Origin of the sequence: Burkholderia sp. F1 (genome assembly GCF_050813845.1) — a bacterium.
GTDB lineage: Bacteria > Pseudomonadota > Gammaproteobacteria > Burkholderiales > Burkholderiaceae > Burkholderia > Burkholderia ubonensis.
In genome coordinates this window covers 1,205,038-1,228,353 of record NZ_CP172421.1, presented here as the reverse complement: position 1 = coordinate 1,228,353, position 23,316 = coordinate 1,205,038, and the positions used below count along the sequence as shown (strand labels likewise).

The 23,316-nt window shown below is 70.0% G+C and carries 24 protein-coding genes and 2 tRNA genes; 18 read left to right on the top strand and 8 right to left on the bottom strand.

Annotated features, from left to right (window positions below):
* The first annotated feature begins 46 nt into the window (after positions 1–46).
* From moaA to ACFIMZ_RS05990, 5 genes are all read left to right on the top strand, one after another.
* Positions 47–1,159 carry a GTP 3',8-cyclase MoaA gene (gene moaA / locus ACFIMZ_RS06010; RefSeq protein WP_431821828.1) on the top strand — a complete coding sequence of 371 codons (1,113 nt, stop codon included), beginning with the start codon at positions 47–49 and terminating at the stop codon, positions 1,157–1,159.
* 6 nt (positions 1,160–1,165) lie between these two features.
* Positions 1,166–1,783 (top strand): molybdenum cofactor guanylyltransferase MobA, encoded by a 618-nt coding sequence (gene mobA, locus ACFIMZ_RS06005; protein ID WP_431821827.1) that lies wholly within the window; start codon positions 1,166–1,168, stop codon positions 1,781–1,783.
* Between the two features lie 124 nt (positions 1,784–1,907).
* Positions 1,908–3,206 carry a molybdopterin molybdotransferase MoeA gene (moeA, locus tag ACFIMZ_RS06000; protein ID WP_431821826.1) on the top strand — a complete coding sequence of 433 codons (1,299 nt, stop codon included), beginning with the start codon at positions 1,908–1,910 and terminating at the stop codon, positions 3,204–3,206.
* 38 nt (positions 3,207–3,244) lie between these two features.
* Entirely contained in the window at positions 3,245–3,520 is a 276-nt protein-coding gene (locus ACFIMZ_RS05995; RefSeq protein WP_431821825.1) for a hypothetical protein, read from the top strand.
* Entirely contained in the window at positions 3,517–4,002 is a 486-nt protein-coding gene (locus ACFIMZ_RS05990; protein ID WP_431821824.1) for an N-acetyltransferase family protein, read from the top strand. Before ACFIMZ_RS05995 ends, ACFIMZ_RS05990 begins: the two co-directional genes overlap by 4 nt.
* A gap of 90 nt (positions 4,003–4,092) precedes the next feature.
* Here the strand turns inward: ACFIMZ_RS05990 and rmuC are convergent, their stop codons facing one another.
* The 5 genes from rmuC to pncB all read right to left on the bottom strand — a co-directional run bounded on the left by rmuC (position 4,093) and on the right by pncB (position 10,035).
* Complete coding sequence (rmuC, locus tag ACFIMZ_RS05985; protein ID WP_431821823.1) at positions 4,093–5,562, bottom strand: DNA recombination protein RmuC; 1,470 nt, start codon at positions 5,560–5,562, stop codon at positions 4,093–4,095.
* Positions 5,559–6,548 carry a 2-hydroxyacid dehydrogenase gene (locus ACFIMZ_RS05980; RefSeq protein ID WP_431821822.1) on the bottom strand — a complete coding sequence of 330 codons (990 nt, stop codon included), beginning with the start codon at positions 6,546–6,548 and terminating at the stop codon, positions 5,559–5,561. The genes rmuC and ACFIMZ_RS05980 overlap by 4 nt, the downstream gene beginning before the upstream one ends.
* 65 nt (positions 6,549–6,613) lie before the next feature.
* Positions 6,614–8,044 (bottom strand): sodium:proton antiporter, encoded by a 1,431-nt coding sequence (locus ACFIMZ_RS05975; protein ID WP_431821821.1) that lies wholly within the window; start codon positions 8,042–8,044, stop codon positions 6,614–6,616.
* A gap of 43 nt (positions 8,045–8,087) precedes the next feature.
* Entirely contained in the window at positions 8,088–8,750 is a 663-nt protein-coding gene (locus ACFIMZ_RS05970) for a LutC/YkgG family protein (RefSeq protein WP_431821820.1), read from the bottom strand.
* An 88-nt stretch (positions 8,751–8,838) separates the two neighbouring features.
* The gene (pncB, locus tag ACFIMZ_RS05965; protein ID WP_431821819.1) at positions 8,839–10,035 is read right to left on the bottom strand and encodes a nicotinate phosphoribosyltransferase; all 1,197 of its coding nucleotides are present in this window, start codon (positions 10,033–10,035) and stop codon (positions 8,839–8,841) included.
* Positions 10,036–10,309: 274 nt separating this feature from the next.
* Between pncB and fdxA the strand changes: the two genes are divergently transcribed.
* The 8 genes from fdxA to ACFIMZ_RS05925 all read left to right on the top strand — a co-directional run bounded on the left by fdxA (position 10,310) and on the right by ACFIMZ_RS05925 (position 14,672).
* Complete coding sequence (gene fdxA / locus ACFIMZ_RS05960; RefSeq protein WP_084901636.1) at positions 10,310–10,633, top strand: ferredoxin FdxA; 324 nt, start codon at positions 10,310–10,312, stop codon at positions 10,631–10,633.
* Positions 10,634–10,733: 100 nt separating this feature from the next.
* Positions 10,734–10,809: transfer RNA gene (locus tag ACFIMZ_RS05955), tRNA-Asn, on the top strand.
* Positions 10,810–10,880: 71 nt separating this feature from the next.
* A tRNA-Asn gene (locus ACFIMZ_RS05950) sits at positions 10,881–10,956 on the top strand.
* A gap of 111 nt (positions 10,957–11,067) precedes the next feature.
* Positions 11,068–11,553 carry a CreA family protein gene (locus tag ACFIMZ_RS05945; RefSeq protein ID WP_431821818.1) on the top strand — a complete coding sequence of 162 codons (486 nt, stop codon included), beginning with the start codon at positions 11,068–11,070 and terminating at the stop codon, positions 11,551–11,553.
* 54 nt (positions 11,554–11,607) lie between these two features.
* Positions 11,608–12,510 carry an AraC family transcriptional regulator gene (locus ACFIMZ_RS05940; protein ID WP_431821817.1) on the top strand — a complete coding sequence of 301 codons (903 nt, stop codon included), beginning with the start codon at positions 11,608–11,610 and terminating at the stop codon, positions 12,508–12,510.
* 123 nt (positions 12,511–12,633) lie between these two features.
* The gene (locus tag ACFIMZ_RS05935) at positions 12,634–13,386 is read left to right on the top strand and encodes an AzlC family ABC transporter permease (protein ID WP_431821816.1); all 753 of its coding nucleotides are present in this window, start codon (positions 12,634–12,636) and stop codon (positions 13,384–13,386) included.
* Positions 13,383–13,724, top strand: a complete 342-nt coding sequence (locus ACFIMZ_RS05930) for an AzlD domain-containing protein (RefSeq protein WP_431821815.1) — start codon at positions 13,383–13,385, stop codon at positions 13,722–13,724. Before ACFIMZ_RS05935 ends, ACFIMZ_RS05930 begins: the two co-directional genes overlap by 4 nt.
* 171 nt (positions 13,725–13,895) lie before the next feature.
* Complete coding sequence (locus ACFIMZ_RS05925) at positions 13,896–14,672, top strand: DUF4088 family protein (protein WP_431821814.1); 777 nt, start codon at positions 13,896–13,898, stop codon at positions 14,670–14,672.
* 119 nt (positions 14,673–14,791) lie between these two features.
* Here the strand turns inward: ACFIMZ_RS05925 and ACFIMZ_RS05920 are convergent, their stop codons facing one another.
* Positions 14,792–15,166 carry a hypothetical protein gene (locus tag ACFIMZ_RS05920; protein ID WP_431821813.1) on the bottom strand — a complete coding sequence of 125 codons (375 nt, stop codon included), beginning with the start codon at positions 15,164–15,166 and terminating at the stop codon, positions 14,792–14,794.
* A gap of 273 nt (positions 15,167–15,439) precedes the next feature.
* On the opposite strand from ACFIMZ_RS05920, the gene ACFIMZ_RS05915 reads away from it, so the two are divergent.
* The 3 genes from ACFIMZ_RS05915 to fumC all read left to right on the top strand — a co-directional run bounded on the left by ACFIMZ_RS05915 (position 15,440) and on the right by fumC (position 18,777).
* Positions 15,440–15,658 (top strand): RNA-binding S4 domain-containing protein, encoded by a 219-nt coding sequence (locus ACFIMZ_RS05915; RefSeq protein WP_059564720.1) that lies wholly within the window; start codon positions 15,440–15,442, stop codon positions 15,656–15,658.
* A gap of 152 nt (positions 15,659–15,810) precedes the next feature.
* The gene (gene norM, locus ACFIMZ_RS05910; protein ID WP_431821812.1) at positions 15,811–17,199 is read left to right on the top strand and encodes a multidrug efflux MATE transporter NorM; all 1,389 of its coding nucleotides are present in this window, start codon (positions 15,811–15,813) and stop codon (positions 17,197–17,199) included.
* A 183-nt stretch (positions 17,200–17,382) separates the two neighbouring features.
* Complete coding sequence (fumC, locus tag ACFIMZ_RS05905) at positions 17,383–18,777, top strand: class II fumarate hydratase (RefSeq protein WP_431821811.1); 1,395 nt, start codon at positions 17,383–17,385, stop codon at positions 18,775–18,777.
* 64 nt (positions 18,778–18,841) lie between these two features.
* Here fumC and ACFIMZ_RS05900 read toward each other — a convergent pair whose 3' ends face one another.
* Positions 18,842–19,354, bottom strand: coding sequence for an acyl-CoA thioesterase (locus ACFIMZ_RS05900; RefSeq protein ID WP_084901615.1), 513 nt, complete (start codon positions 19,352–19,354; stop codon positions 18,842–18,844).
* A gap of 132 nt (positions 19,355–19,486) precedes the next feature.
* Positions 19,487–19,627 (bottom strand): hypothetical protein, encoded by a 141-nt coding sequence (locus tag ACFIMZ_RS05895; protein ID WP_167389796.1) that lies wholly within the window; start codon positions 19,625–19,627, stop codon positions 19,487–19,489.
* A gap of 161 nt (positions 19,628–19,788) precedes the next feature.
* Here ACFIMZ_RS05895 and ACFIMZ_RS05890 point away from each other — a divergent pair, with 161 nt between their 5' ends.
* Together ACFIMZ_RS05890 and ACFIMZ_RS05885 are read left to right on the top strand one after the other, a co-directional pair.
* A complete protein-coding gene (locus ACFIMZ_RS05890) occupies positions 19,789–20,496 on the top strand; it encodes an ArsR/SmtB family transcription factor (RefSeq protein ID WP_431821810.1) in 708 nt (235 codons plus the stop codon).
* A gap of 138 nt (positions 20,497–20,634) precedes the next feature.
* The gene (locus tag ACFIMZ_RS05885) at positions 20,635–23,280 is read left to right on the top strand and encodes a DUF6600 domain-containing protein (protein WP_431821809.1); all 2,646 of its coding nucleotides are present in this window, start codon (positions 20,635–20,637) and stop codon (positions 23,278–23,280) included.
* The last annotated feature ends 36 nt before the right edge of the window (positions 23,281–23,316 follow it).

Sequence of the window (23,316 nt, the reverse complement as noted above, 5' to 3'; positions counted from 1 at the left end):
CGGCGCTTGCGGCTAGAATAGAGGTCTGGCTCGTACCGCTTTCAACATGTCCCGACGCATCATTCCCCTCGCCGACGTCAGCGGGTTGCCGGATGTCTCCGGCGCCGCGCACACCCCGGATGGCCTGCTGCACGACACGCTTGCGCGTCCGCTGCGCGACCTGCGCATCTCGGTGACGGATCGCTGCAACTTCCGCTGCGTGTACTGCATGCCGCGCGCGGTGTTCGACAAGGATTACCCGTTCCTGCCGCATAGCGCGCTGCTGACGCTCGAGGAAATCGAGCGGATCGCGCGGCTGTTCGTCGCGCACGGCGTCGAGAAGATCCGCATCACGGGCGGCGAGCCGCTGCTGCGCAAGAACCTCGAATTCCTGATCGAGCGCCTCGCGCGCCTGACGACCCACGACGGCCGCCCGCTCGACCTGACGCTGACCACCAACGGCTCGCTGCTCGCCCGCAAGGCGCGCGTGCTGAAGGACGCCGGGCTCAAGCGCGTGACGGTCAGCCTCGACGCGCTCGACGACACGCTGTTCCGGCGCATGAACGACGCCGACTTCGCGAGCGCCGACGTGCTCGACGGCATCTTCGCCGCGCAGGCCGCCGGCCTCGAGCCGGTCAAGGTCAACATGGTCGTGAAGCGCGGCACCAACGACAGCGAGATCCTGCCGATGGCGGCGCGCTTCCGCGGCACCGGCGTCGTGCTGCGCTTCATCGAATACATGGACGTCGGCACGTCGAACGGCTGGAACATGACCGAGGTGCTGCCGTCCGCCGACGTCGTCGCGCGCATCGCCGAGCATTTCCCGCTCGTGCCGCTCGAGGCCCACACCGCGGCCGAGACCGCGCAGCGCTGGGGCTACGCGGACGGCGGCGGCGAGATCGGCGTGATCTCCAGCGTCACGCAGGCGTTCTGCGGCGACTGTACGCGCGCGCGCCTGTCGACCGAAGGCAAGCTGTACCTGTGCCTGTTCGCGACGGCCGGCCACGACCTGCGCGCGCTGGTGCGCAACGGCGCGAGCGACGCCGAGATCGCCACCGCGATCGCGCGCATCTGGCAGGCCCGCACCGACCGCTACTCGCAACTGCGCGGCAGCGCAATGGCCGACACGGCGGCCGACCGCGCGGGCAAGCGCGTCGAAATGTCGTACATCGGCGGCTGACGCGCGATGGCCGCTGCCCCGCTCCCGTCGATCGCCGGCCTGCTGCTCGCGGGCGGCCGCGCGACGCGCATGGATGGCGTCGACAAGGGCCTGCAACTGCTGGACGGCACGCCGCTCGCGCTGCACGTGCTGCGCCGGCTCGCACCGCAGGTCGACGAAACGCTGATCAGCGCGAACCGCCATCCGGAGCGCTATGCGGAACTGGGCGCGCCGTTCGGCGCGCACGTGGTGCCCGACGCGACGCACGACTTCCCCGGCCCGCTCGCGGGCCTGCTCGCCGGCATGCGCGCCGCGCGCGCACCGCTCGTTGCCTGCGCGCCGTGCGACTCGCCGTTCCTGCCCGAGGATCTGGTCGCGCGGCTCCATGCGGCGCTCGACGCGCAGCAAGCCGACATTGCCATGGCAGTCACGGTCGACGCGCAGTGCCAGCGCGCTCCGCAGCCGACGTTCGCGCTGCTGCGCACGTCGCTGGCCGACGATCTCGCGGCGCGGCTCGACGCCGGCGACCGCAAGGTGCGTGCGTGGTACGCGCGCCACAAGACGGTCGAAGTCGAGTTTCATGACGAGCGTGCGTTTTACAATGCCAACTCCTGGCAGGAACTCGCCGCGCTCGCCCGTCGCTGACGGCGCCGGCCCGGTTCCCGCGCGCCGCCCGCCGCCTGCGATCCCGCGCTTACGCGCCGCCATCGCCCAGCCGGCCACGAACCCCGGCCACCAACCCGATACGCCTCGCGGCGCAGCCCGACTCATGACCACGCCATCCTCGCCAGCTTCCCGATCCGCAGCCGACCACGATGTGCCGCTGTCGCTCGCCGACGCGCAGGCGCTCGCGTGCCGCTGCGCGGCGCCGGTCGACGCGTGCGACACGGTGCCGTTGCGCGACGCGCTCGACCGCGTGCTCGCGGCCGACGTGACGGCGCCGTTCGACATCCCCGCGTACGACAATTCGGCGATGGACGGCTATGCGTTCGACGGCGACGAATGTGCGCACGCATCGCCGGACGGCGACGTGACGCTCGCGATCGCGGGCGCGGCGTTCGCCGGCCACCCGTTCGACGGCGCCGTGCCCGCGCGCGGCTGCATCCGCATCATGACGGGCGCGCCGCTGCCGGCCGGATGCGACACCGTGGTCCCGCAGGAGCGGGTGACCGCCCTGGACGGCGCGATCCGGTTCGTCGCGCGCGACGCATCACGCGGCGCGAACTGCCGCAAGGCCGGCGAGGATCTCGCGCGCGGCGCCTGCGCGCTCGCCGCGGGCCGCATCCTGCGCCCGGCCGACCTCGGCCTGCTCGCGTCGTTCGGCCACGCCGACGTGACCGTGCGCCGCCGCCTGCGCGTCGCCGTGTTCTCGACCGGCGACGAATTGCGCGCGCCGGGCACGCCGCTCGACCGCGGCACGCTGTACGACAGCAATCGCGGGATGCTCGTCGCGATGCTCGCTCGATTGAACGCCGAACCGCTCGATCTCGGCATCGTCCGCGACGATCCGGCCGCGCTCGAAGCGGCGCTGCGCGACGCGGTCGCCGCGCACGCGGATGCGGTGATCACGTCGGGCGGCGTATCGGTCGGCGAGGCCGATTTCACGCGCGACGTGATGGCGCGGCTCGGCGACGTCACGTTCGCGAGTCTCGCGCTGCGTCCCGGCAGGCCGCTCGCGTGCGGGAGCCTCGCGCCATCGTCCGCCGGTGAACGCGGCGCGCTGTTCTTCGGACTGCCCGGCAACCCGGTGGCAGCCGCGGTGACGTTCCATGCGATCGTCCGCCCTGCGCTGCTTGCGATGGCCGGTGCGCAGACGCCGCCGCCCGCGCTGTACACCGCGCTCAGCACACAGCCGCTGAAGAAGCGGCCGGGCCGCGCCGAATACCTGCGCGGCATCGCCACGCGCGCCGCCGACGGCGGCTGGCATGTCGCACCGGCCGGCTCGCAGAGCTCCGCATCGCTGAGCGGGCTCGCGGCCGCCAACTGCTTCATCGTTCTCGGCCACGACGCGGGCGCGGTCGACGCCGGCGCGCCGGTCGACATCCTGCCGTTCGACGGCCTGATCTGAATTCCATTTATCGGTATCACTACGGGGGCTATCCACACATGAAGAAACAAATTTTGTCGATCGCCGCGGGACAGACCGCCAAGGCGCTGATCCTCGTCTACCTGACGTTCAGCGTGCCGATCGTCCTGCTCGGCATTCTCGTCGCGTACGTCCGCTTCGGAATGGTCGAATTGAGCACGATCCTGAGCGCGCTGCTGCTGAACGCGGTGGTCGGCTTCGTGCTGCTGTGGATCGCCTGCCATGCATACAACTGGGTTGCGTCGCGCTTCGGCGGCATCGAGATCGTGCTGTCCGACCCGCCGGAGGAAGCGTGAGCGGCAGCCCGCTGATCCGCGCGGCCGAGGCGCGGGACGTCGGCGCGATCCTCGCGCTGATGCGCGAGCTGGCGGAGTTCGAGCAGCTCACGCACCTGTTCGTCGCCACCGAGCACGATCTGGCCGACGCGCTGTTCAGCGCGCACCCGGCGGCCGAAGCGCTCGTCGCCGAACGCGACGGCGTCCTCGTCGCGTATGCGCTGTTCTTCCACAACTATTCGACGTTCGTGGGCCGCCGCGGCCTGTATCTCGAGGATCTCTACGTGCAGCCGTCGCAGCGCGGCACGGGCCTCGGCACCGCGATGCTCCGGCAGCTTGCCGCGCTCGCCGTCGAGCGCCGCTGCGCACGCTTCGAATGGTCGGTGCTCGACTGGAACCGGCGCGCGATCGATTTCTACGAGAAGATGGGCGCGACCGTGTTGCCGGACTGGCGCATCGTGCGCGTGACCGGCGACGCCCTGGACACGCTCGCCGGGCGCTGAACCCGGCCGCCTCCGCCGCAGCCGTCAAAAGAAATGGGCGCTCATCGCGCCCATTGTCGTTTCAATGACGGCTCGCGTGGCCGACGCCGGTCACGCGTCGTCGGGATCGACGCCGTCCGCGCCCAGCAGACCGGCCGCCGTATCGCCCGGCAGCGCCTCCACCTGCTTGAGCTTGCGATTCATCACGCGCGTGCGCTGCTCGGCCGCCTCGATCGAACGGGTGACCGTCTCCAGCTGCGACTTCGTGCGCGCGAGCACGTCGCCGAACTTGCCGAATTCCGTCTTCACCGCGCCGAGCACCTGCCACACCTCGCTCGAACGCTTCTCGATCGCGAGCGTCCGGAAACCCATCTGCAAGCTGTTCAGCAATGCGGTGAGCGTCGTCGGGCCCGCCACCGTCACGCGGTAATCGCGCTGCAGCAGGTCGGTCAGCCCCGGGCGGCGCAGGATCTCCGCATACAGCCCTTCGGTCGGCAGGAACAGCAGCGCGAAATCGGTCGTGTGCGGCGGCGCGACGTACTTCTCGGCGATCGTGCGCGCTTCCGCCTTCACGCGCGCCTCGAGCGCGCGCGCCGCCTCGTCGACCGCGGCCGCGTCGGCCCGCTCCTGCGCGTCGATCAGCCGCTCGTAGTCCTCGCGCGGGAATTTCGCGTCGATCGGCAGCCAGACCGGCGGCGCGTCGTTCGCGCCGGCGTCGCGCCCCGGCAACCTGATCGCGAACTCGACCCGCTCGCTGCTCTTCGGCACGGTCGCGACGTTCTTCGCGTACTGGTCGGGCGTCAGCATCTGCTCGAGCAGCGCCTCGAGCTGCACTTCGCCCCAGGTGCCGCGCGTCTTCACGTTGGTCAGCACCTTCTTCAGGTCGCCCACGCCGGCCGCGAGCGTCTGCATTTCGCCGAGCCCGCGATGCACCTGCTCGAGCCGGTCGGAGACCAGCTTGAACGACTCGCCGAGCCGCTGCTCGAGCGTCGCGTGCAGTTTCTCGTCGACGGTGCGCCGCATCTCCTCGAGCTTCGCCGCGTTGTTCGTCTCGATTTCCTTCAGGCGCTGTTCGAGCGTCGCGCGCACTTCGCCGATCCGGCGGTCGTTCGCTTCGGTCAGCTGCGTGAGCTGGCGGTTCAGCGTGTCGCCGAACATCCGGAGCGCCGCGGTCTGCTCCTCGCGCGCCTGCTGCGCCTGGCGCTGCAGGCTGTCGCGCATCGCGTCGAACTGCTGAGCATTGCCGGCGACGAGCTTCGCGAGCTGCTGCCCGAAACCGTCGATCTGGTTGTTCTGCACGGTGGCGACGCTCGTCAGCTGCGCGGCGAGCGTCTGCTGCAGCCGTGCGAAGCTGCCCGCCAGTTCCGTGCGCGAGCCGCGCGCGCCTTCGACGATCTCGCCGCGCAGTTCGCGCTCGAGCCGCTCGACCGCGCGCGCCTGCGCGTGCGCGGCGTCCTCGATCTGGTCGCCGAGCACCGCCATGTCGTCGTGGCGGCCGCCACCCCGCACGATTGCGACGATCGCCACGGCCAGCGCGACGGCCAGCACGACGACCGCCGCGAGCAACAACGTCATCGTCATGCGCGCGCCTTCCCGATCACGTCCGGGTTGATCGGATTCGGCGGGCGCCCCGCCCGCGGCCCAACGCCCAGCGCGGCGATCAGGTTGTCGGCGGCAAGGTTCGCCATCGCGCGGCGGGTCTTCTCGGTCGCGCTCGCGATGTGCGGCGTCAGCACGACGTTCGGCACCTCGAGCAGCGCCGGATGCACGCTCGGCTCGCCCTCGTACACGTCGAGGCCCGCCGCGGCGATCTTCCGGTCGCGCAACGCGGCCGCCAGCGCCGCGTCGTCGACGATCCCGCCGCGCGCAATGTTGGTCAGCGTCGCGGTGGGCTTCATCAGCGCGAGCTCCGCCGCGCCGATCGTATGGTGGTTGTCCTTCGTATACGGCAGCACGAGCACGACGTGGTCGGCGCGCGACAGCAGCGCTTCCTTCGACACGTACTCGGCGTTCAGCTCCGCTTCGATCTCGGGCGCGACCTGCGACCGGTTGTGATAGATCACCTGCATGCCGAAGCCTTGCGCGCGGCGCGCGAGCGCCTGCCCGATACGGCCCATGCCGATGATGCCGAGCGTCGAGCCGTAGATGTCGTGGCCGAGGAAGCCGTCGTATTCCCACTTCTGCCAGCGTCCGGCGCGCAGCCAGTGCTCGGATTCGGCGATGCGCCGCGCGGCCGCCATCATCAGCGCCCAGCCGAAATCGGCGGTGGATTCGTTCAGCACGTCCGGCGTGTTGGTGCCGAGCACGTTCGCCGCGTTGAACGCGGCCATGTCGAAGTTGTTGTAGCCGACCGCCATGTTCGATACGACGCGCAGGCGCGGCGCCGCCGCGAGCGTGGACGCGCCGATCGGGTCGCCCGCCGTCAGCGCGCCGTCCTTGTCGGCCAGGCGCGCGGCGAGCGCATCGGGCGCGAGCGCGTCGCCGTGGTTCCAATCGACCTCGAAATACTGCTTGAGCCGTTCGATCACGTCCGGGAAGATCGGACGCGCGACCAGGATCTTCTGCATCGCCATCTCCGCATGCACGGGCGGCTCATTCTCAAGCCGCCCGCTCCTTGTTGAAAACCGCCAGCTTACGCCGTGAAGAACAGCCACGTCGTCAGCAGGAACACCGGCACCAGGATCACGACCGCCCAGCCGAGATACGCGAAGAAGCTCGGCATCTTCACGCCGCGCGACTCGGCGATCGCCTTCACCATGAAGTTCGGCGCGTTGCCGATGTAGCTGTTCGCGCCCATGAACACGGCGCCCGCGGAAATCGCTGCAAGCGTCGTCGCGCCGGTCGTCATCAGCGACTGTGCGTCGCCGCCCGCGAGGTTGAAGAACACGAGGTAGGTCGGCGCATTGTCGAGGAACGACGACAGGAGGCCCGTCGCCCAGAAATACATCGCGTCGACCGGCTTGCCGTCCGGCCCCGTGACGAGATGGACGATCTGCGCGAACGCGCCGTCCGCGCCCGCGCGCAGGATCACGATCACCGGCGCGATCGTCACGAAGATGCCCGCGAACAGCTTCGCGACTTCCTCGATCGGCGCCCAGTTGAATGCGTTGCCCTCGCGCGCGGAACGCGGCGTCAGCGCGAGCGACGCGAACGTCACGACGACCAGCGCGACGTCGCGGACCAGGTTCTGCAGCGCGACGTGCGTGCCCCACACGTCGAACGTGACGCCGGGCTTCCAGATTCCGCTCGTCAGCACGAGGCCGATCACCGCCGCGAGCAGCACGAAGTTGACTTTGCCTTCGATCGACAGCCCGCCGCCGTCGGGCGTCGGGTCGAGCACGGCCGGCCGCGCCTCGCCGCCCTTCCGGTAGAAATACGTGTCGAGCGCGAAGAAGATCGTCAGCAGCACCGCGCAGATGAACAGCATCGGCAGCGCGAGATGCGTCGTCGTCCAGAAGAAGCTCACGCCGTTCAGGAAGCCCAGGAACAGCGGCGGATCGCCGAGCGGCGACAGCGAGCCGCCCGCGTTCGCGACGAGGAAGATGAAGAAGACCACGACGTGCACGACGTGCTTGCGATTGTCGTTTGCGCGCAAGAGCGGGCGGATCAGCAGCATCGCGGCGCCGGTCGTGCCCATCACGCTGGCGAGCAGCGTGCCGAGCGCGAGGATCGCGGTGTTGAGCTTCGGCGTGCCGTGCAGGTTGCCGTTCACGCAGATCCCGCCCGCGACGGTATAGAGCGCGGTGAGCAGCACGATGAACGGGATGTACTCCTCGAGCAGCGCGTGCACGAGCATGCCGAGCGCGGTGCCCGCGCCGAACACGACGGCGAACGGCGCCAGGAACGCGACGGCCCACGCGGCCGCGATCTTGCCGAAGTGGTGATGCCAGAACACGGGCGCTGCGAGCGGGAACAGCGCGATGGACAGCAGGATCCCGGCGAACGGGACGCCCCACAGTGCGGACAGCGTGGCGCCGTCGAGCGTCGCGGCCGATGCGAGCGCGGGAGCGGCGCCAAGCGCAGCCCCCGACGCCATGCCCGCCCAGGCGGCATGTCGTTTCATGCGGAACTTCCTTTGTTGAACAGTGGTGGATGCAGCGGGCGCGTCACGCGCCCCGCACGACGATCACGTGAACGCGGTACGGGCCGTGCGCGCCCAGCACGATGGTTTGCTCGATGTCGCCCGTGCGCGACGGGCCGGACACGAAATTGACCGCACGCGGCAATTCGCCGCGCTCCGCGCGGATCAGCGCGAACGCGTCCTCCTGGCCGGCAACGATCCGCGACGCGGGCACGATCGCGATATGCGTCTCCGGCAGCAGGCCGGCCGACGCATAGGTATCGGGACCGGACAGCAGAACCAGCGAGCCGGTTTCCGCCGTTGCGCAGAAGCAGCCGGTCAGGCCGACGAGATCGCCGTCGGCCGGCTTGCGGCATTCGACGGCCAGCCCCGCGCCCGCCCAGTCGAGATCGGCCAGCGTGCGCCACGCGACAGCCTGCATCGGCAGGCCATGCGCCGACAGGTAGCGAGCCGCGGCGGCAGGTGCGTCGGCCAGCGTCGCGACTTCGTCGACGGTCGTCGCGAGCTTCGTCGCTTCGTCGACGAACGCGGCGACCAGGTCGGCCGGCACCGGCGGACGCGGGCCTTGCGGATGACGGGCGAGGTAGTCGTCGACACCTTCGCGCTCCGTCGCGTCCGGCTCGGCCGCGCGCCCCTGCGCGGCGCGGATGCGCGCGAGGATCTGGCGACGGGCAGCGGAAGTGTCCATGAACGGTCCTCGTGACGTTGGCGGGCGATACCGTCGGATTATACCGGCCGCCCCTCTCGCCACGCACCTTCGGCCGAACGGCCGACGGCTACTGCGACGCGTCGTCGACCGGCTGCGCGATGCCGAACACCTGGCGCAGGTACGTGAGATACGCCTTGTCGTCGCACATGCTCTTGCCCGGCGAGTCGGACAGCTTCGCGACCGGCTGGCCGTTGCAGCGGACCATCTTGATCACGATCTGCAGCGGCACGTAGCCGAGATCGTTGGTCAGGTTGGTGCCGACGCCGAACGCGAGCTTGCAGCGGCCGCGGAACCGTTCGTACAGCTGCATGACCTTCGGGATGTCGAGCGCGTCGGAGAACACCAGCACCTTGGTGCGCGGGTCGCAGCGGTTCGCTTCGTAGTGCGAGATCATCCGCTCGCCCCATTCGAACGGATCGCCCGAATCGTGGCGCGCGCCGTCGAACAGCTTGCAGAAGTACATGTCGAAGTCGCGCAGGAACGCGTCCATCCCGTACACGTCCGACAGCGCGATGCCGAGGTCGCCACGGTATTCCTTCGCCCACATCTCGAAGCCGTAGGTCTGCGAGTCGCGCAGCCGCGGGCCAAGCGCCTGGCACGCCTGCAGGTATTCGTGCGCCATCGTGCCGAGCGGCGTGATGTCGTGCTTCATCGCGTACAGCACGTTGCTCGTGCCGGCGAACTGCGGGCCGAGGCCGTCGCGCAGCGTGCGCGCGACCTCCTCGTGCCACACCTTCGAGAAGCGCCGGCGCGTGCCGTAGTCGGCGATCTTGCAGTCGGCGAATTCCGGCTTCGCGCCGAGCAGCTTGATCTTCTCGCACAGCCGCCCGCGGCCCTCGCGGTAGTCGGGCTCGCGCTGCGTGTTGCGGAAGTACACCTCGTTGACGATCGCGAGCACCGGAATCTCGAACAGGATCGTGTGCAGCCACGGCCCCTTGATCTCGATGTCGATCTCGCCGTTGCCCTTCGGCGACGGCGTGACCGAGATGTATTTCTCGTTCAGGTGAAAGAGCGCGAGGAAATCGACGAAGTCGCTCTTGATGAAGCGCATCCGGCGCAGGTAGTCGAGCTCGACGTCGGTGAAGCGCAGCGCGCACAGGCCGCGCACCTCGTCGCGGATCTCGTCGATGTACGGCACGAGATCGACGCCGGGCGTGCGGCACTTGAAGCGGTATTCGACGCTTGCGGCCGGGAAGTGATGCAGGACGACCTGCATCATCGTAAACTTGTAGAGATCCGTGTCGAGCAGCGAAGTGATGATCATGGTGACGGCACCGCCAATTTCGGAACCGGCCCCGGCGCACCGCGCGCCGCCCGGTCTGCCGGCCATGTTACCCGAATGCGGGCCGGACCATCGGGAAACCGCGGCGCGCTGCCCTGCGCGCGCCCCCTGGGCGGGCCCTCATAAACTAATCACGAAACGGTATAAGCTGGAAAGCCGACCACGGCATGCGGGTTTTGCGCATCAGTTACAATGCCGCTTTTGGCGCACACGCCACCCCATATATACCTATCGACCGCCAAGCAGGAGCGTTTTAATGACTCACGTTGTGACCGAAGGCTGCATCAAGTGCAAATACACGGATTGCGTGGATGTATGCCCGGTGGATTGCTTCCGTGAAGGTCCCAACTTTCTCGCCATCGATCCGGACGAGTGCATCGACTGCGCCGTGTGCGTTGCCGAGTGCCCGACCAATGCGATCTATGCCGAAGAAGACGTTCCGGGCGATCAGCAGCAGTTCACCGCGCTGAACGCCGAGCTGGCGAAGAACTGGCCGTCGATCACGAAGACGAAGCCGGCGCCGGCCGACGCGGACGACTGGAAGGACGTGCAGGAAAAGCTGCATCTGCTCGAGCGCTGATCGCGCGCATGCCGCGCAGAAAAAAATTTTGCGCGGCGGGCATCAAAAGTGTTGACAGCCTAGCCGATACTCCATACAATCTCGTTTCTCTGCTGTTTGTTCCCCGATAGCTCAGTCGGTAGAGCGCCGGACTGTTAATCCGTAGGTCCCTGGTTCGAGCCCAGGTCGGGGAGCCAAAAATGCAAAGAGCCCGTTGAAAGTGGACGGGTTTTTTGATGGCCACCAAACGCAGAATGTACCGATTTATTCCCCGATAGCTCAGTCGGTAGAGCGCCGGACTGTTAATCCGTAGGTCCCTGGTTCGAGCCCAGGTCGGGGAGCCAAACAGCGAAAGGCCCGTCAAGCGACGGGCCTTTTGTTTTTCCGGCGCCGGCACGATAACGCGATCCGCGCGTGCTAGAGTTTCTGTCCCGCAATCGCTTCAGATTTCGCCGATGAAGAGCCGTCTTGCCGCCGTCGCGCTGTCCGCCCTCCTCCTCGCAACGCTTGCCGCCGCGCCGCTCGCGCACGCGGAGGAAGTCGGCAGCGTCAACACCAATTTCCGCCTGACGGGTTCCGACCGCGTGGTCGTCGAAGCCTACGACGACCCGCTCGTCGCCGGCGTGACCTGCTACGTGTCGCGCGCACGCACCGGCGGGATCAAGGGCTCGCTCGGCCTCGCCGAGGATCCGAGCGAGGCGTCGATCGCGTGCCGGCAGGTCGGCCCGATCAGCTTCACCGGCCCGCTCAAGCAGCAGACCGACGTGTTCAGCGAGCGCATGTCGTTCATCTTCAAGACGCTGCACGTCGTGCGCGTGGTCGACAAGAAGCGCAACACGCTCGTCTACCTGACCTACAGCGACCGGGTCGTCAGCGGCAGCCCGAAGAACGCCGTGACCGCGGTACCCGTGCCGGCCGGCACGACGATCCCCGTCAAGTAAGCGGCGCCCGGCGCGCGGGACTACACTGTCGATTCGCCCGTTCCAGCGCCCGCCATGTCCGCCTCCCGCCTCCGAGATTCCGCCCGCTACTGGCGCACCCCGCTCCTGCCGGATGCGGATCTCGTCACGGCCACCTATCGCGACCACACGTTCACGCCGCACTGGCACGACGCGTACACGATCCCCGTCATCGAAGCAGGCGCCGAACGCTATGTCTGTCGCGGCGCGGGCCATATCGCCGAATCGGGCACCGTCCCCGTGATCAATCCCGGCGAAGTGCACACCGGCTCGCGCGCGGCCGACGACGGCTGGCGCTACCGGGTCTGCTACGCGCCGGTCGAGTTCATCCGGTCGCTCGCGAGCACGATCGCCGGACGCCCGCAGGACGCGCCGTGGTTTCCGCACGACGTGATCCGCGATCCGGATCTCGCGGCCCGGGTCGCGCGGGCGCACCGGATGATGGAGGCCGGCAGCGTTCGCGCGACGGCGCCCCACGAGTACGGGCCGCCTGCCGACGACACCGCGATGCCCGACGCGCCGCGGATCTACGACCCGCTTGCCGCCGAGACGGCGATGCTCGACGCGTTCTCGACACTGATCGTGCGCCACGCGGACGCGCATCTGCGGCCAGCGTCGCTCGCCGCGGACGAACCGCGCGTCGAAGCGATGCGCGAGCGGCTTGCCGCCGATCTGACGTGCGCGGTCACGCTCGACGAGATCGCGCAGGCGGCAGGATTGTCGCCGTTCCATGCGGCGCGCCTGTTCACGCGCACGACCGGCATGCCGCCGCACGCGTGGCGCAACCAGCTGCGGTTGCAGCGCGCGCTCGCGCCGCTGCGCGCGGGCGTGGCCGTCGCCGAGGTCGCCGCCGCCAGCGGCTTCGTCGACCAGAGCCATTTCACCCGGCACTTCAGGCGGATGTTCGGCGTGCCGCCGGGACGCTGGCAGACGCGCTGACGCCCCGGCGCAGCGCTGCGGGCCGCCCGACGCACGGCACGGCATGGCCTCGCCCGGCTGCGCAAGAACGTACAAGCCGCCCGTTCGCCGGCCCGCTATCCTCCCGCATATGGAGGAGCCATCTTGAATCAATCACCCACGTTATCCCCACGCCGTCCGCTGAACGAATGGCTCGACGGCGCCCGCGACACGATCCCGATGATGGTCGGCGCAGCGCCGTTCGGCGTGATCTTCGGCACGCTCGTTGCCGGCGGCCCGCTCGCCGGCTGGCACGGCGCGCTGATGTCGCTGACCGTGTTCGCCGGCTCTGCGCAGTTCATCGCGCTCGGGCTCGTCGCGGGCGGCGCGGGCTTCGTCGTCGTGCTCGCGACGACGCTGATCGTCAACCTGCGCCACCTGCTTTACAGCGCGACGCTCGCGCCGTACGTCGCCCACCTGCCGCTGCGCTGGCGCGCGACGCTCGGCGCGCTGATGACAGACGAGGTGTTCGCGGTCGCGTACGCGCACTACCGGCATTTCCAGCCGGGCGCGATCGGCCCGCACTACTTCTTCGGCTCGGGACTCGCGATGTACGTGAACTGGCAGGTCTGGACGCTCGCCGGCCTGGGGTTCGGCTCGGCATTCCCGGGGCTCCAGTCGCTCGGTCTCGACTTCGCGATGGCGGCGACCTTCATCGCGATCGTCGTGCCGCAACTGGGCACGCTGCGCTACTTCTCGGCCGCCGCGACGGCCGGCGTGCTCGCGTATTACTGGCAGGGCTGGCCGTACAAGCTCGGCCTGCTGGGCGCAGTCGCGGCGGGCGTCGTCGTCGGCGTCGCGCTGACGCTGCTGCAGGAGCGCGCGCGCGCCGGCTCGCACCCGGAGGCCGCATCGTGAGCTACGCGCTGCTGATCCTCGGCATGGCCGCCATCACCTATGCGATCCGCGCAACGCTGTTCCTGTTCGGCGAGCGGCTGACATTCCCGCCGCTCGTGCGCACGGCGCTCGGCTTCGTGCCGGTCACCGTGCTGACCGCGATCATCGTGCCGATGACCGTGTCGCCGCACGGCGGCGCGGCCGAGCTGACGTGGCGCAATCCGCAGCTCGTCGGCGCGCTCGCCGCAGTGCTCGTGTCGGCGGCGACGCGCCGGCCGCTCGTGACGATCGCGGCCGGGCTCGCGGTGTTCTTCTTCTGGCAGGGTGTGGTGCTGCCGCACGGCTGGCTGCCCGGCTGAACCGGCGCCGGAACGCGCGAGCGCGCGTTCCGCTCAAGTTTCGCGCCGCCCGGCCGATAAACGGTTGAAGACCCGCCGTCGGTCCCGGCGTGAGCCGGACCGTCGACGACGCGCCGGCGCCGGCGTGCGATCCCGGCATCCGGCCGGCGCGGGCCGCCACCGAGACGATTCATGGGCCAGATCACCCTTTCCCTCAAGGACGACACGCTCTCGTCCTTGCGCAAGGACTACGACGCATTCGTGCGCGTGTCGCTGAAACTCGACCCGCAATTCGCGACGCCGTCGTTCGAGGATTTCCTGCGCGCAAAACTGCTCGACAACATGGTGCCGCTCACCGAGCACGCCGTGCAGCGAATGCTGCAGGGCGGCCAGTATGCATGGGCCAAACGCACGCTCGACAAGGAATTCCCCGACGTCGTCGCGATCCTGATGCGCCAGGCCGGCGAATTCGGCTTTGGCTTCGCGTCGCGTACGGAATGGACGCCCGACGAGCTGGCGAAGGCGTGCCGCGACTGGGCGAAGGCGATCGTCGCCGAAGCGCAGGGCGATGTGACCCTGATCGATCCGCTCGCCGCGCAGATCAAGAGCGCGGTGCAGGACATCCAGGCGCTCGAGGAGCAGATGCAGACGCCCGCCTGGCGGCTCGCGGAATCGCTGCGGCAGCGGATCTACGAAGCCAAGCTCGCGTGCGAGATGAGCGTCGGCAGCACGGCGCGCGACAAGCTCGGCGAACTGCGCGGGCTGCTGCGGCTGGCGCTTGCGCACGGCTCGTTCCAGAAGGCGGAAGCGCAGCAGATCATGGAATACCTGCGGCTCCTGAAGCCGGAAATCTTCGTCGAGGAACCATACGACGTGTTCGCGCGCCTTGCCGCGTGGCTGCGCAGCGTGTTCTCGCCGCCCGCGATGCGCACGCAACAGGGCCAGACGCCCGAACAGCGCCGACCGTGACCGCGCGCTCGCGCCCATGAACAACGGCCCGGTCCGCGCGATGCGAACCGGGCCGCCGGGTTGACGCCGCCGGCACGACGCGCCTTCCGGGGCGACCGTCGCGCGGCGGACGAACGACGTTACTGCGTGGCGCCTTCGGCCGACGCACCGCCCTTCACGCCAATCGATGCGTCGCCGTCGGCGGCTTCGCCGGCCTTCGCCTTCGCGGCGTTGGCATGACCCTTCGCCGACTTCGCGGCGTGCTTGACGTGCTTCTTCGTCGAGTGGACGGCCGACGACGCGGCGTCCTTCGCCTCGTCGGTCGCCGAGCTCATTGCGCCGGTCGCGCCGCCCGACGCATCGGTGCCGCCCTGCACGCCCGCACCGGCGGCCGGCGTCTGCACCTGCACGCCGGCGCCTGCCGAGCCCTGTGCGCCCGCAGTCTGCGCGAACGCAGCCGAAGTCGCGAACGCCGTCAGCGCGGCACCGATCAACATCATACGAATCTTGGACATGGCTATCCTCCTCAAGAAGTTGTTGGCGTGGACTGCATCGGTGCGGTCCATCGCGTCCCCCGCCGCAACACGCAGCAGGTACGGCTAGAGACCCGGCGTTCGCGGGACGGGTTCGCCGATCTCGCAGACTGTTACCCACCGTTTCATTTGCTGACGAATGGCTCACACTCTTTAACATCCCGGGCTGACGCCGCATCGCCGCGCTCGCGCGCAGGCCCCCGGTGCCGTATGATGCGGGGCGATTCATCCCGCGCCCCGCGCGCTTTCCTCGTCATGCCCAATCTGGATTTCACGCTGACCGGCGAATTCGTCGAGTTGCACAACCTCCTGAAGATCACCGGCCTCGCCGACAGCGGCGGCTCCGCGAAAGTGATCGTCGCGTCCGGCGCGGTGAAGGTCGACGGCGCAGTCGAACTCCGCAAGACCTGCAAGATCCGCGCAGGCCAGGTCGTGCTGCTCGGCGACACGCGGATCGCGGTGCACGGCGCGTAGCGCAAGCGTCCGGCCGCGCCACGCCGCACCCGACCCTGCCCGCGACAGGGCCATCGCCCCCCCGTTCGACAGGGTGCGAATAAACCCGTAAGCTAGGCGCCTCTCTCAAAATAAACACAGCGCGGGCCGGCACCCGCGCAGGCGCTCATTCCATGTCGCATTCCGGTCTCTCGCGGACGGCCGCCGCGCCGCCCTCCCTGTCCAGTCACGCCGCCGATACCGCGCGTCTCGCCGCCCCGCTCGCCATCGCGCAACTGTCGCAGATGGCGATGAGCGTCACCGACACCGTGCTGCTCGGCTCGCTCGGCCCCGACTCGCTCGCGGCGGGCGGCCTCGGCGCGAACTTCTTCTTCGTCATCGTCACGGTGCTGCAGGGCGTCCTGTCGTCGGTCAGCGTCAGCGTCGCGCACGCGCGCGGCGCGAAAGCCGATCATCGCGTGCCGCACATCTACTGGACGGGCTTCGCGCTGTCCGTGCTGCTCGCGATCCCCGCGATCGTCGCGTTGTCGCTTTCCGAGCCGATCCTGCTGATGTTCCACGAGCCGCCGACGCTCGCGCGCAACGTCGGCGAATACACGGGCATCCTGCGCTTCGCCGCGCTCGGCAGCCTGATCGGCGTCGGCCTGATGCGCTCGTTCCTGCCCGCGATCGGCGCCGCGCGGCGGCTACTGTGGGTGTCGCTCGGCGGCGTCGGCGTCAACGCGGTGCTGAACTACGGGCTGATCCACGGCGCGTTCGGACTGCCGCGCCTCGGCTTTCTCGGCTCCGCGGTCGCGACGACGATCACGATCTGGCTCATGGCGCTCGCGCTCGTGTGGCTGCTGCACAGCCGCCAGCGGTTCAAGCACTTCGTGACCGTGTCGCGTCCGAAGCTGCCGATGATGGGCGAGCTGATCGGCATCGGCTGGCCGGTCGCGATCACGTACGGTGTCGAATCGACGCTGTTCCTCGCCACCGGCCTCACGATCGGCGTGCTCGGCGAGACGTCGCTCGCCGCGCACCAGATCGCGCTGAACGTCGCGTCGGTGGCATTCATGGTGCCGCTCGCGATCGGCCAGGCGGCCAACGTCCGGGTCGGCTACTGGGCCGGCGCGGGCGCGCCGGTCGCCGCGCGCCACGCGGGCTTCGTCGCGCTCGGGCTCGGGGTCGCGTTCATGTCGCTGTCGGGCCTCGTGCTGATCGTCGCGCCGCACGCGATCGTCGGCCTCTACCTGCGCCTCGACGACCCCGCCAATGCCGGCACGGTGTCGCTCGCCGCGTCGCTGCTCGGCATCGCCGCGGTGTTCCAGATCGTCGACGGGATGCAGACGGTCGGCTCCGGCGCGCTGCGCGGCCTGAAGGACACGCGCGTGCCGATGCTCGCCGCCACCCTCGGCTACTGGGGCATCGGCTTTCCGACCGGCTACTGGCTCGCGTTCCACGCGGGTCTCGGCGCGCGCGGCCTGTGGTGGGGGCTCGCCGCCGGGCTCGCGAGCGTCGCCGTGCTGATGGCGTGGCGCTTCCACCGCAAGAGCGCGTCGCTCGCCACGCTGCGCGCGTGAGCGCTCCCGACGGCGCAAAGCCGCCGTCGGCGCTATGCTAGCTGCTGTTCACGCAGATCACGCAGATCACGGGCCTGCGCCAGGCCCGCCGAAGAGACGCCGCGCACGAGCGGCGCGGCCTGCCCACGATACGCCCGACGCCGCGCGCCGCGCGGCCTTTCCCCTTTCGAAGAGGAGTGCATCATGAACGAAGCAGTTCGGATGGAACGCGACACGTTCGGCGAGATCGCCGTGCCGGCCGCCCGGCTCTGGGGCGCGCAGACCGAGCGCTCGCTGCAGAATTTCCGGATCTCGACCGAAAAGCAGTCGCCGGAGCTGATCCACGCGCTCGCGATCGTGAAGCGCGCGGCGGCGGCCGTGAACCAGTCGCTCGGCGTGCTGGCCGACGACAAGGCGCACGCGATCATCGCGGCGGCCGACGAGATCATCGCGGGCCACCATCCGCGCGAATTCCCGCTCGCAGTCTGGCAGACCGGCTCGGGCACGCAGACCAACATGAACCTCAACGAGGTGATCGCGAACCGCGCAAGCGAGCTGATGGGCGGCGAGCGCGGCGAGGCGCGCAAGGTCCATCCGAACGACGACGTGAACCGCGGCCAGTCGTCGAACGACGTGTTCCCGACCGCGATGCACGTCGCCGCCGCGTATGCGATCGTCAACCACCTGCTGCCCGCGCTGCGCACGCTGCGCGCGACGCTCGACGCGAAGTCGAAGGCGTTCGCCGACATCGTGAAGATCGGCCGCACCCACCTGCAGGACGCGACGCCGCTCACGCTCGGCCAGGAATTCTCCGGCTACGTCGCGCAGCTCGACCAGGGCATCCGGCACGTCGAATCGGCACTGCCGCACCTGTACGAGCTCGCGCTCGGCGGCACCGCGGTCGGCACCGGGCTGAACGCACATCCGGAATTCGCGGTGCGCGTCGCCGACGAAATCGGCCGCCTGGCGAAGCTGCCGTTCGTGACCGCGCCGAGCAAGTTCGAGGTGATGGCGGCCGCCGACGCGCTGGTGTTCGCGCACGGCGCGCTGAAGACCGTCGCGGCGGGCCTGATGAAGATCGCCAACGACGTCCGCTGGCTCGCGAGCGGGCCGCGCTGCGGGCTCGGCGAGCTGTCGATTCCCGAGAACGAGCCGGGCAGCTCGATCATGCCGGGCAAGGTGAACCCGACGCAGTCCGAAGCCGTGACGATGCTGTGCTGCCAGGTGTTCGGCAACGACGTCGCGGTAAACGTCGGCGGCGCGAGCGGCAATTTCGAGCTGAACGTGTTCCGGCCGATGATCGCGCACAACGTGCTGCAATCGGTGCGGCTGCTCGCCGACGGCGCGCAGAGCTTCAACGACCATTGCGCGGCCGGCATCGAGCCGAATCGCACACGCATCGACCTGCTGCTCAACGAATCGTTGATGCTCGTGACGGCGCTCAATCCGCACATCGGCTACGACAAGGCCGCGCAGATCGCGAAGAAGGCGCACAAGGAAGGCACGACGCTGAAGGCCGCCGCGCTCGCGCTCGGCTATCTGACCGACGCGGAATTCGACGCGTGGGTGCGTCCCGAGCAGATGATCGGGTCGCGCTGACGCGCGGGTCGCGCGCCGCCGGCATCGCGCGGCGCGCGACGCGGCCGGCGCAGCGGCGCTCGCGTCAGACCGCGCCCTTCGCCACCTCTTCGGGCTTCATCTCGACGATCTTGTCGAGCGCGGCGCGCACGTCCATCGCGTACTTCGCGAGGCGCTTCTGCTCGTCGGTCTCCGGCACGAACGGCGGCACCGGCAGCGGGTTGCCGTTCTCGTCGACGGCGACGAACACGACGAGGCAGTCGGTCGTCTGGCGCAGCACGCCGCCCTTCGGATCGCCGGCGTGCACGGACACGTGGATGTGCATGCTGGTGCGCCCCGTCGCGACGACGCGCGCCTTCAGCTCGACCAGGTTGCCGACCAGGATCGGACGCTGGAAGCGGATGTTGCCGACGCTGACCGTCACGCAATAGCGGCTCGACCAGACTGCCGCGCATGCGTAGGCGACCTCGTCGATCCATTTCATCAGCGCGCCGCCATGCACCTTGCCGCCGAAGTTCACGGACGACGGCTCGGCGAGGAAGCGGAATACGGTTTCGTTGCGATCGAGGGTCGCGGTGGCGGGGGACGAGGCGGACATCTTGTTGACTCCAGGCGGCGGGGGGCACGACAAACGGCCCCATTATACGGTGCGCTGCGACAATGCGTCGCGGCGCACCGGCCGGCCCGGCGCACGGGAGCGGGCCACGCCGGACGGACGGTCCGACCCCGGTCAGCGGCGCACCGTCACACCCTGGTCTATCACGCCGTACATTTCGATATGGCTGCCGCGGTCGTCCGCGGCGCTCGCGCCGCCCTGCGCGCAAGCCGCGCAGACCAGCGCGGCCGCCAGCATGCAGAAAATCGTCTTCATCGTCGCATCGTGTCACGTGGGGCGGCCCCACTGCCGCCGCGCCCGGCCATTGTACGCGCGGGGCCACCGGCCCTCCGCATTCAACATTTCAGCCTGACGCGAAACATCGAATACCATCAGCGCCTACACTGCGAGACATCCCCCTTCTCCGAGGCGCCACGATGACCGATTCCGACGATCACCATTTTCCGGGGCTGAGCCGCATCGGCGCGCTGATCGCCGACCCCGGGCGGGCCGCGATGCTGTGGGTGCTGATGGACGGCAGCGCCCGCCCCGCCGGCGAGCTCACGCTGGTCGCCGGGCTGTCGCCGTCCGCTGCCAGCGCGCACCTCGCGCGCCTGACCGACGGCGGGCTGCTCGCGCTCGACGTCCGCGGCCGGCACCGTTATTACCGGATCGCGTCCGCCGACATCGCCGCGTCGCTCGAGGCGCTCGCGAACGTCGCCCGCGCGGCCGCGCCGCACCGGCCGGTTCCGCCGCCGTCGCGCACCGTGCCCGCCGAGCTGCGCTACGCGCGCACCTGCTACGACCACATGGCGGGCGAACTCGCCGTGCGCATCTTCGACGTGCTCACCGCGCGCGGCTGGCTGAACACGCAGGGCGATGCGGTCGACGCGACCGAGCTCGGCACGCAGGCGCTCGCGCGCTGGGGCATCGACGTCGCGCAGCAGCGCACGCGCCGGCGCCGCTTCGCGTGCGGCTGCCTGGACTGGAGCGAGCGCCGCTCGCACCTCGGCGGCGCGCTCGGCGCGGCGCTGCTCGACAGCTTCTGCGCGCAGGGCTGGGTCGAGCGCACCGAGCGGCCGCGCGTGCTGCGCGTGACCGTGCCCGGACAGCAGGCGCTCGACGCGTGGCTTACGGCCCCATGACGGCCAGGCGCGCCGGACAAGATTTGTTACACGACGGGCATGAGGTCTTACAAAACACAGAGCACTGAAACAGCCTGAGCGGATATTGTGAATTCAACGGCACGAATCGACGCGCCGGGATAACGAAAGACGCTCATCATGGCCACCCTGTTCACGCTCAAACGCACCACACGCGTCACCCTGCTCGCCTTCGCCGCGCTGGCCGCGCTGCCCGCCGCGTTCGCCCAGTCGGCGGGCGCGCCGCCGTACGCGGCCGCCCGGCAACAGCAGCAAGGCGATCCGCCCGGACGCGTCGCTCGGCTCAATTACCTGTCCGGCGCCGTGACGACCGAGCCGGCCGGCACCGATACGTGGTCGTACGCCGCCGTGAACCGGCCGCTGACCACCGGCGACCAGCTGTGGAACGACACGGGGGCGCGCTCGGAACTGCACATCGGCTCGACCGCCGTGCGGCTCGGCGAATCGACGAGCCTGTCGGTGATGAATCTCGACGACACGACGACGCAGCTGAAGGTCGGCCTCGGCTCCGTGTCGACGCACGTGCGCTCGCTGCCGCCCGGCACGTCATATGAAATCGACACGCCGAACCTCGCGCTCGGCATCGCCGGCCCCGGCGACTACCGCGTCGACGTCGCGCCGAACGGCACGAGCACCACGGTCACTGTGCGGCGCGGCAGCGCGACCGTCTACGGCGACAACGGCCAGTACCCGCTGTCGGCCGGGCAGCAGGTCGTGTTCACCGGCACCGGCCTGCAGGTCGCGCAGCAGGCGCAGGCGCCCGACCTCGACCCGTTCGACCAGTGGGCCGCCGGCCGCGACGGCAACGAGGAGCGCTCGGTGTCGGCCCGCTACGTGTCGCGCGACATTCCCGGCTATCAGGACCTCGACGCGAACGGCACGTGGCGCGAGGACCCGACCTACGGCGCAGCATGGGTGCCGAACGACGTGCCGGAGGGCTGGGCGCCGTACCACGACGGCCACTGGATCTGGCAGGCGCCGTGGGGCTGGACCTGGGTCGACGACGCGCCGTGGGGCTTCGCGCCGTATCACTACGGCCGCTGGGCCTACGTCGACGACAGCTGGGCGTGGGTGCCCGGTCCGGTCGTCGTCAGCGAGCCGCCCGTCTATGCACCGGCGCTCGTCGCGTTCGTCGGCGGCGGGGGCGGCGGCTTCGACTGGAGCATCGGGCTCACGGTCGGCGGCGTCGCGGCGGCGGGCTGCGCATGGTTCCCGCTCGGTCCGGGCGAACGCTGGCATCCGGGCTGGGGCGGCTGGAGCCCGCATTACTACGACCGCGTGAACCAGAACATCGTGGTGAACAACGTCAACGTGAACAAGACCGTGAACGTGACGAACATCAACAACATCACCAACATCAACAACACGTACATCAATTACCGCGCGCCGCATGCGATCACGGCCGTGCCCGCGACCGCGTTCGTGCATGGCCAGCCGGTCGCGCACTTCGCGCAGCATGTCGACCCGCAGCAGTGGCGCAACGCACACGTGACGCCGGGCACGCCGGGCATCGCGCCGGTGCGCCAGAGCTTCACCGGCGGGTTGCGCAACGCCGCCTATCGTCCGCCGGCCGCCGTCGCGCAGCATCCGGTCGTCGCGACGCGCAACCCGGCCGTGCCGCCCGCGTTCCGCGACCGGGCGGCCGAGCATCTGGTCCAGCAAGGCGCACGCGTGCCCGGTGCGGGCGCGCCGGTGGTGAAAACCTCCGTGCCGCCCGACTACACGCCGCGCCCGGTCAAGGTGCCCGGCAATCCGCACGAGAGCAGCTGGGCGATGCGCAACGTGCAGCTCGTCAATCCGCACGGCCCGGTCGTGCAGCCGACGCGTGCGCAGGCCGAAGGCCAGCCCGGCGCCGCGCATGCGAGCCCATCGGGCCCGTCCGGCCTCGCGGCGGCCGGTGTCGGCGCTGCCGCCGCCGGCCTGGGCGCGGCCGCGCTGCTGGGCGCCACGCACGGCGGCCACCCGGCGAACGGCGAGCCTGCGAATGCGCCCCACTTGATGAACGGCAACGCGCCCGCGGGCCAGCACGCCGCCGCGGCACCGGAGCCCGGCGTCCCGCATCCGCCATCGTTCGGCAACGCGCCCGACCTGCGCGGCGGTGCGCGCTTGGCGCAGGCCGCGCCTGCGCCGTCGCCCGCGTGGATGCAGCCGCACCCGCCGATCGACCGGCAGCGCGCGGCGCCCGGCCCGTCCGGCGCGCCGACCGCGCTCCATCCGGCAGGACAGAACGCACTGCCGCCGGTGCGAAGCGCGATGCAGCCATCGCACCCGGACGCCACACCGGCGCCGGCCGCGCGGCCGGCCGAAGCCGCTCCGACGCCGCGCGCATTGCCGAACCCGCGGGCCGACCTCGCTGTCCCGGCGCCGCAACCCCGCCCCGATTTCTCCGCGCCGGCGCAGCACGGGCAGCCACGGCCCGATAATGCGACCCCGGCGCCGCGCCCGCGTGCCGACTACGCGCCGCCCGCGCCGCGCCAGGACGTCGCGCCGCCGCGTGCGAACGAATATCGCCCGCTGGCGCCCGCTCGCGAGGCGCCGCGGCAGCAGCCGCCGGCGATGCAGATGCAGGCGTTGCCGCGGCCGCAACTGCCCCCGCCCCATGTGGAAGCCCGGCCGCAGATGCAGGCGCCGCATGTGGAGCCGCGTCCGCAGACGCAGCCGCCGCGCATGGAGCCGCGGCCGTCGATGCCCGCACCGCACGTCCAGAGCAGCCCGCCGCCGCAGGCGCCGCACAACAACGGCCACGACGACCGCCATCACCAGTAAGCGCCGGCGCAGGTGAACAAAAGGCCCGGCCAGTGA

What these genes read in the sequence shown, in the direction of transcription:
- moaA (WP_431821828.1), top strand. Translation starts at nt 47, where the DNA reads ATGTCCCGACGCATCATTCCCCTCGCCGACGTCAGCGGGTTGCCGGAT.
- mobA (WP_431821827.1), top strand. Translation starts at nt 1,166, where the DNA reads ATGGCCGCTGCCCCGCTCCCGTCGATCGCCGGCCTGCTGCTCGCGGGC.
- moeA (WP_431821826.1), top strand. Translation starts at nt 1,908, where the DNA reads ATGACCACGCCATCCTCGCCAGCTTCCCGATCCGCAGCCGACCACGAT.
- ACFIMZ_RS05995 (WP_431821825.1), top strand. Translation starts at nt 3,245, where the DNA reads ATGAAGAAACAAATTTTGTCGATCGCCGCGGGACAGACCGCCAAGGCG.
- rmuC (WP_431821823.1), bottom strand. Translation starts at nt 5,562, where the DNA reads ATGACGATGACGTTGTTGCTCGCGGCGGTCGTCGTGCTGGCCGTCGCG.
- ACFIMZ_RS05980 (WP_431821822.1), bottom strand. Translation starts at nt 6,548, where the DNA reads ATGCAGAAGATCCTGGTCGCGCGTCCGATCTTCCCGGACGTGATCGAA.
- ACFIMZ_RS05975 (WP_431821821.1), bottom strand. Translation starts at nt 8,044, where the DNA reads ATGAAACGACATGCCGCCTGGGCGGGCATGGCGTCGGGGGCTGCGCTT.
- ACFIMZ_RS05970 (WP_431821820.1), bottom strand. Translation starts at nt 8,750, where the DNA reads ATGGACACTTCCGCTGCCCGTCGCCAGATCCTCGCGCGCATCCGCGCC.
- pncB (WP_431821819.1), bottom strand. Translation starts at nt 10,035, where the DNA reads ATGATCATCACTTCGCTGCTCGACACGGATCTCTACAAGTTTACGATG.
- fdxA (WP_084901636.1), top strand. Translation starts at nt 10,310, where the DNA reads ATGACTCACGTTGTGACCGAAGGCTGCATCAAGTGCAAATACACGGAT.
- ACFIMZ_RS05945 (WP_431821818.1), top strand. Translation starts at nt 11,068, where the DNA reads ATGAAGAGCCGTCTTGCCGCCGTCGCGCTGTCCGCCCTCCTCCTCGCA.
- ACFIMZ_RS05940 (WP_431821817.1), top strand. Translation starts at nt 11,608, where the DNA reads ATGTCCGCCTCCCGCCTCCGAGATTCCGCCCGCTACTGGCGCACCCCG.
- ACFIMZ_RS05925 (WP_431821814.1), top strand. Translation starts at nt 13,896, where the DNA reads ATGGGCCAGATCACCCTTTCCCTCAAGGACGACACGCTCTCGTCCTTG.
- ACFIMZ_RS05920 (WP_431821813.1), bottom strand. Translation starts at nt 15,166, where the DNA reads ATGTCCAAGATTCGTATGATGTTGATCGGTGCCGCGCTGACGGCGTTC.
- ACFIMZ_RS05915 (WP_059564720.1), top strand. Translation starts at nt 15,440, where the DNA reads ATGCCCAATCTGGATTTCACGCTGACCGGCGAATTCGTCGAGTTGCAC.
- norM (WP_431821812.1), top strand. Translation starts at nt 15,811, where the DNA reads ATGTCGCATTCCGGTCTCTCGCGGACGGCCGCCGCGCCGCCCTCCCTG.
- fumC (WP_431821811.1), top strand. Translation starts at nt 17,383, where the DNA reads ATGAACGAAGCAGTTCGGATGGAACGCGACACGTTCGGCGAGATCGCC.
- ACFIMZ_RS05900 (WP_084901615.1), bottom strand. Translation starts at nt 19,354, where the DNA reads ATGTCCGCCTCGTCCCCCGCCACCGCGACCCTCGATCGCAACGAAACC.
- ACFIMZ_RS05895 (WP_167389796.1), bottom strand. Translation starts at nt 19,627, where the DNA reads ATGAAGACGATTTTCTGCATGCTGGCGGCCGCGCTGGTCTGCGCGGCT.
- ACFIMZ_RS05890 (WP_431821810.1), top strand. Translation starts at nt 19,789, where the DNA reads ATGACCGATTCCGACGATCACCATTTTCCGGGGCTGAGCCGCATCGGC.
- ACFIMZ_RS05885 (WP_431821809.1), top strand. Translation starts at nt 20,635, where the DNA reads ATGGCCACCCTGTTCACGCTCAAACGCACCACACGCGTCACCCTGCTC.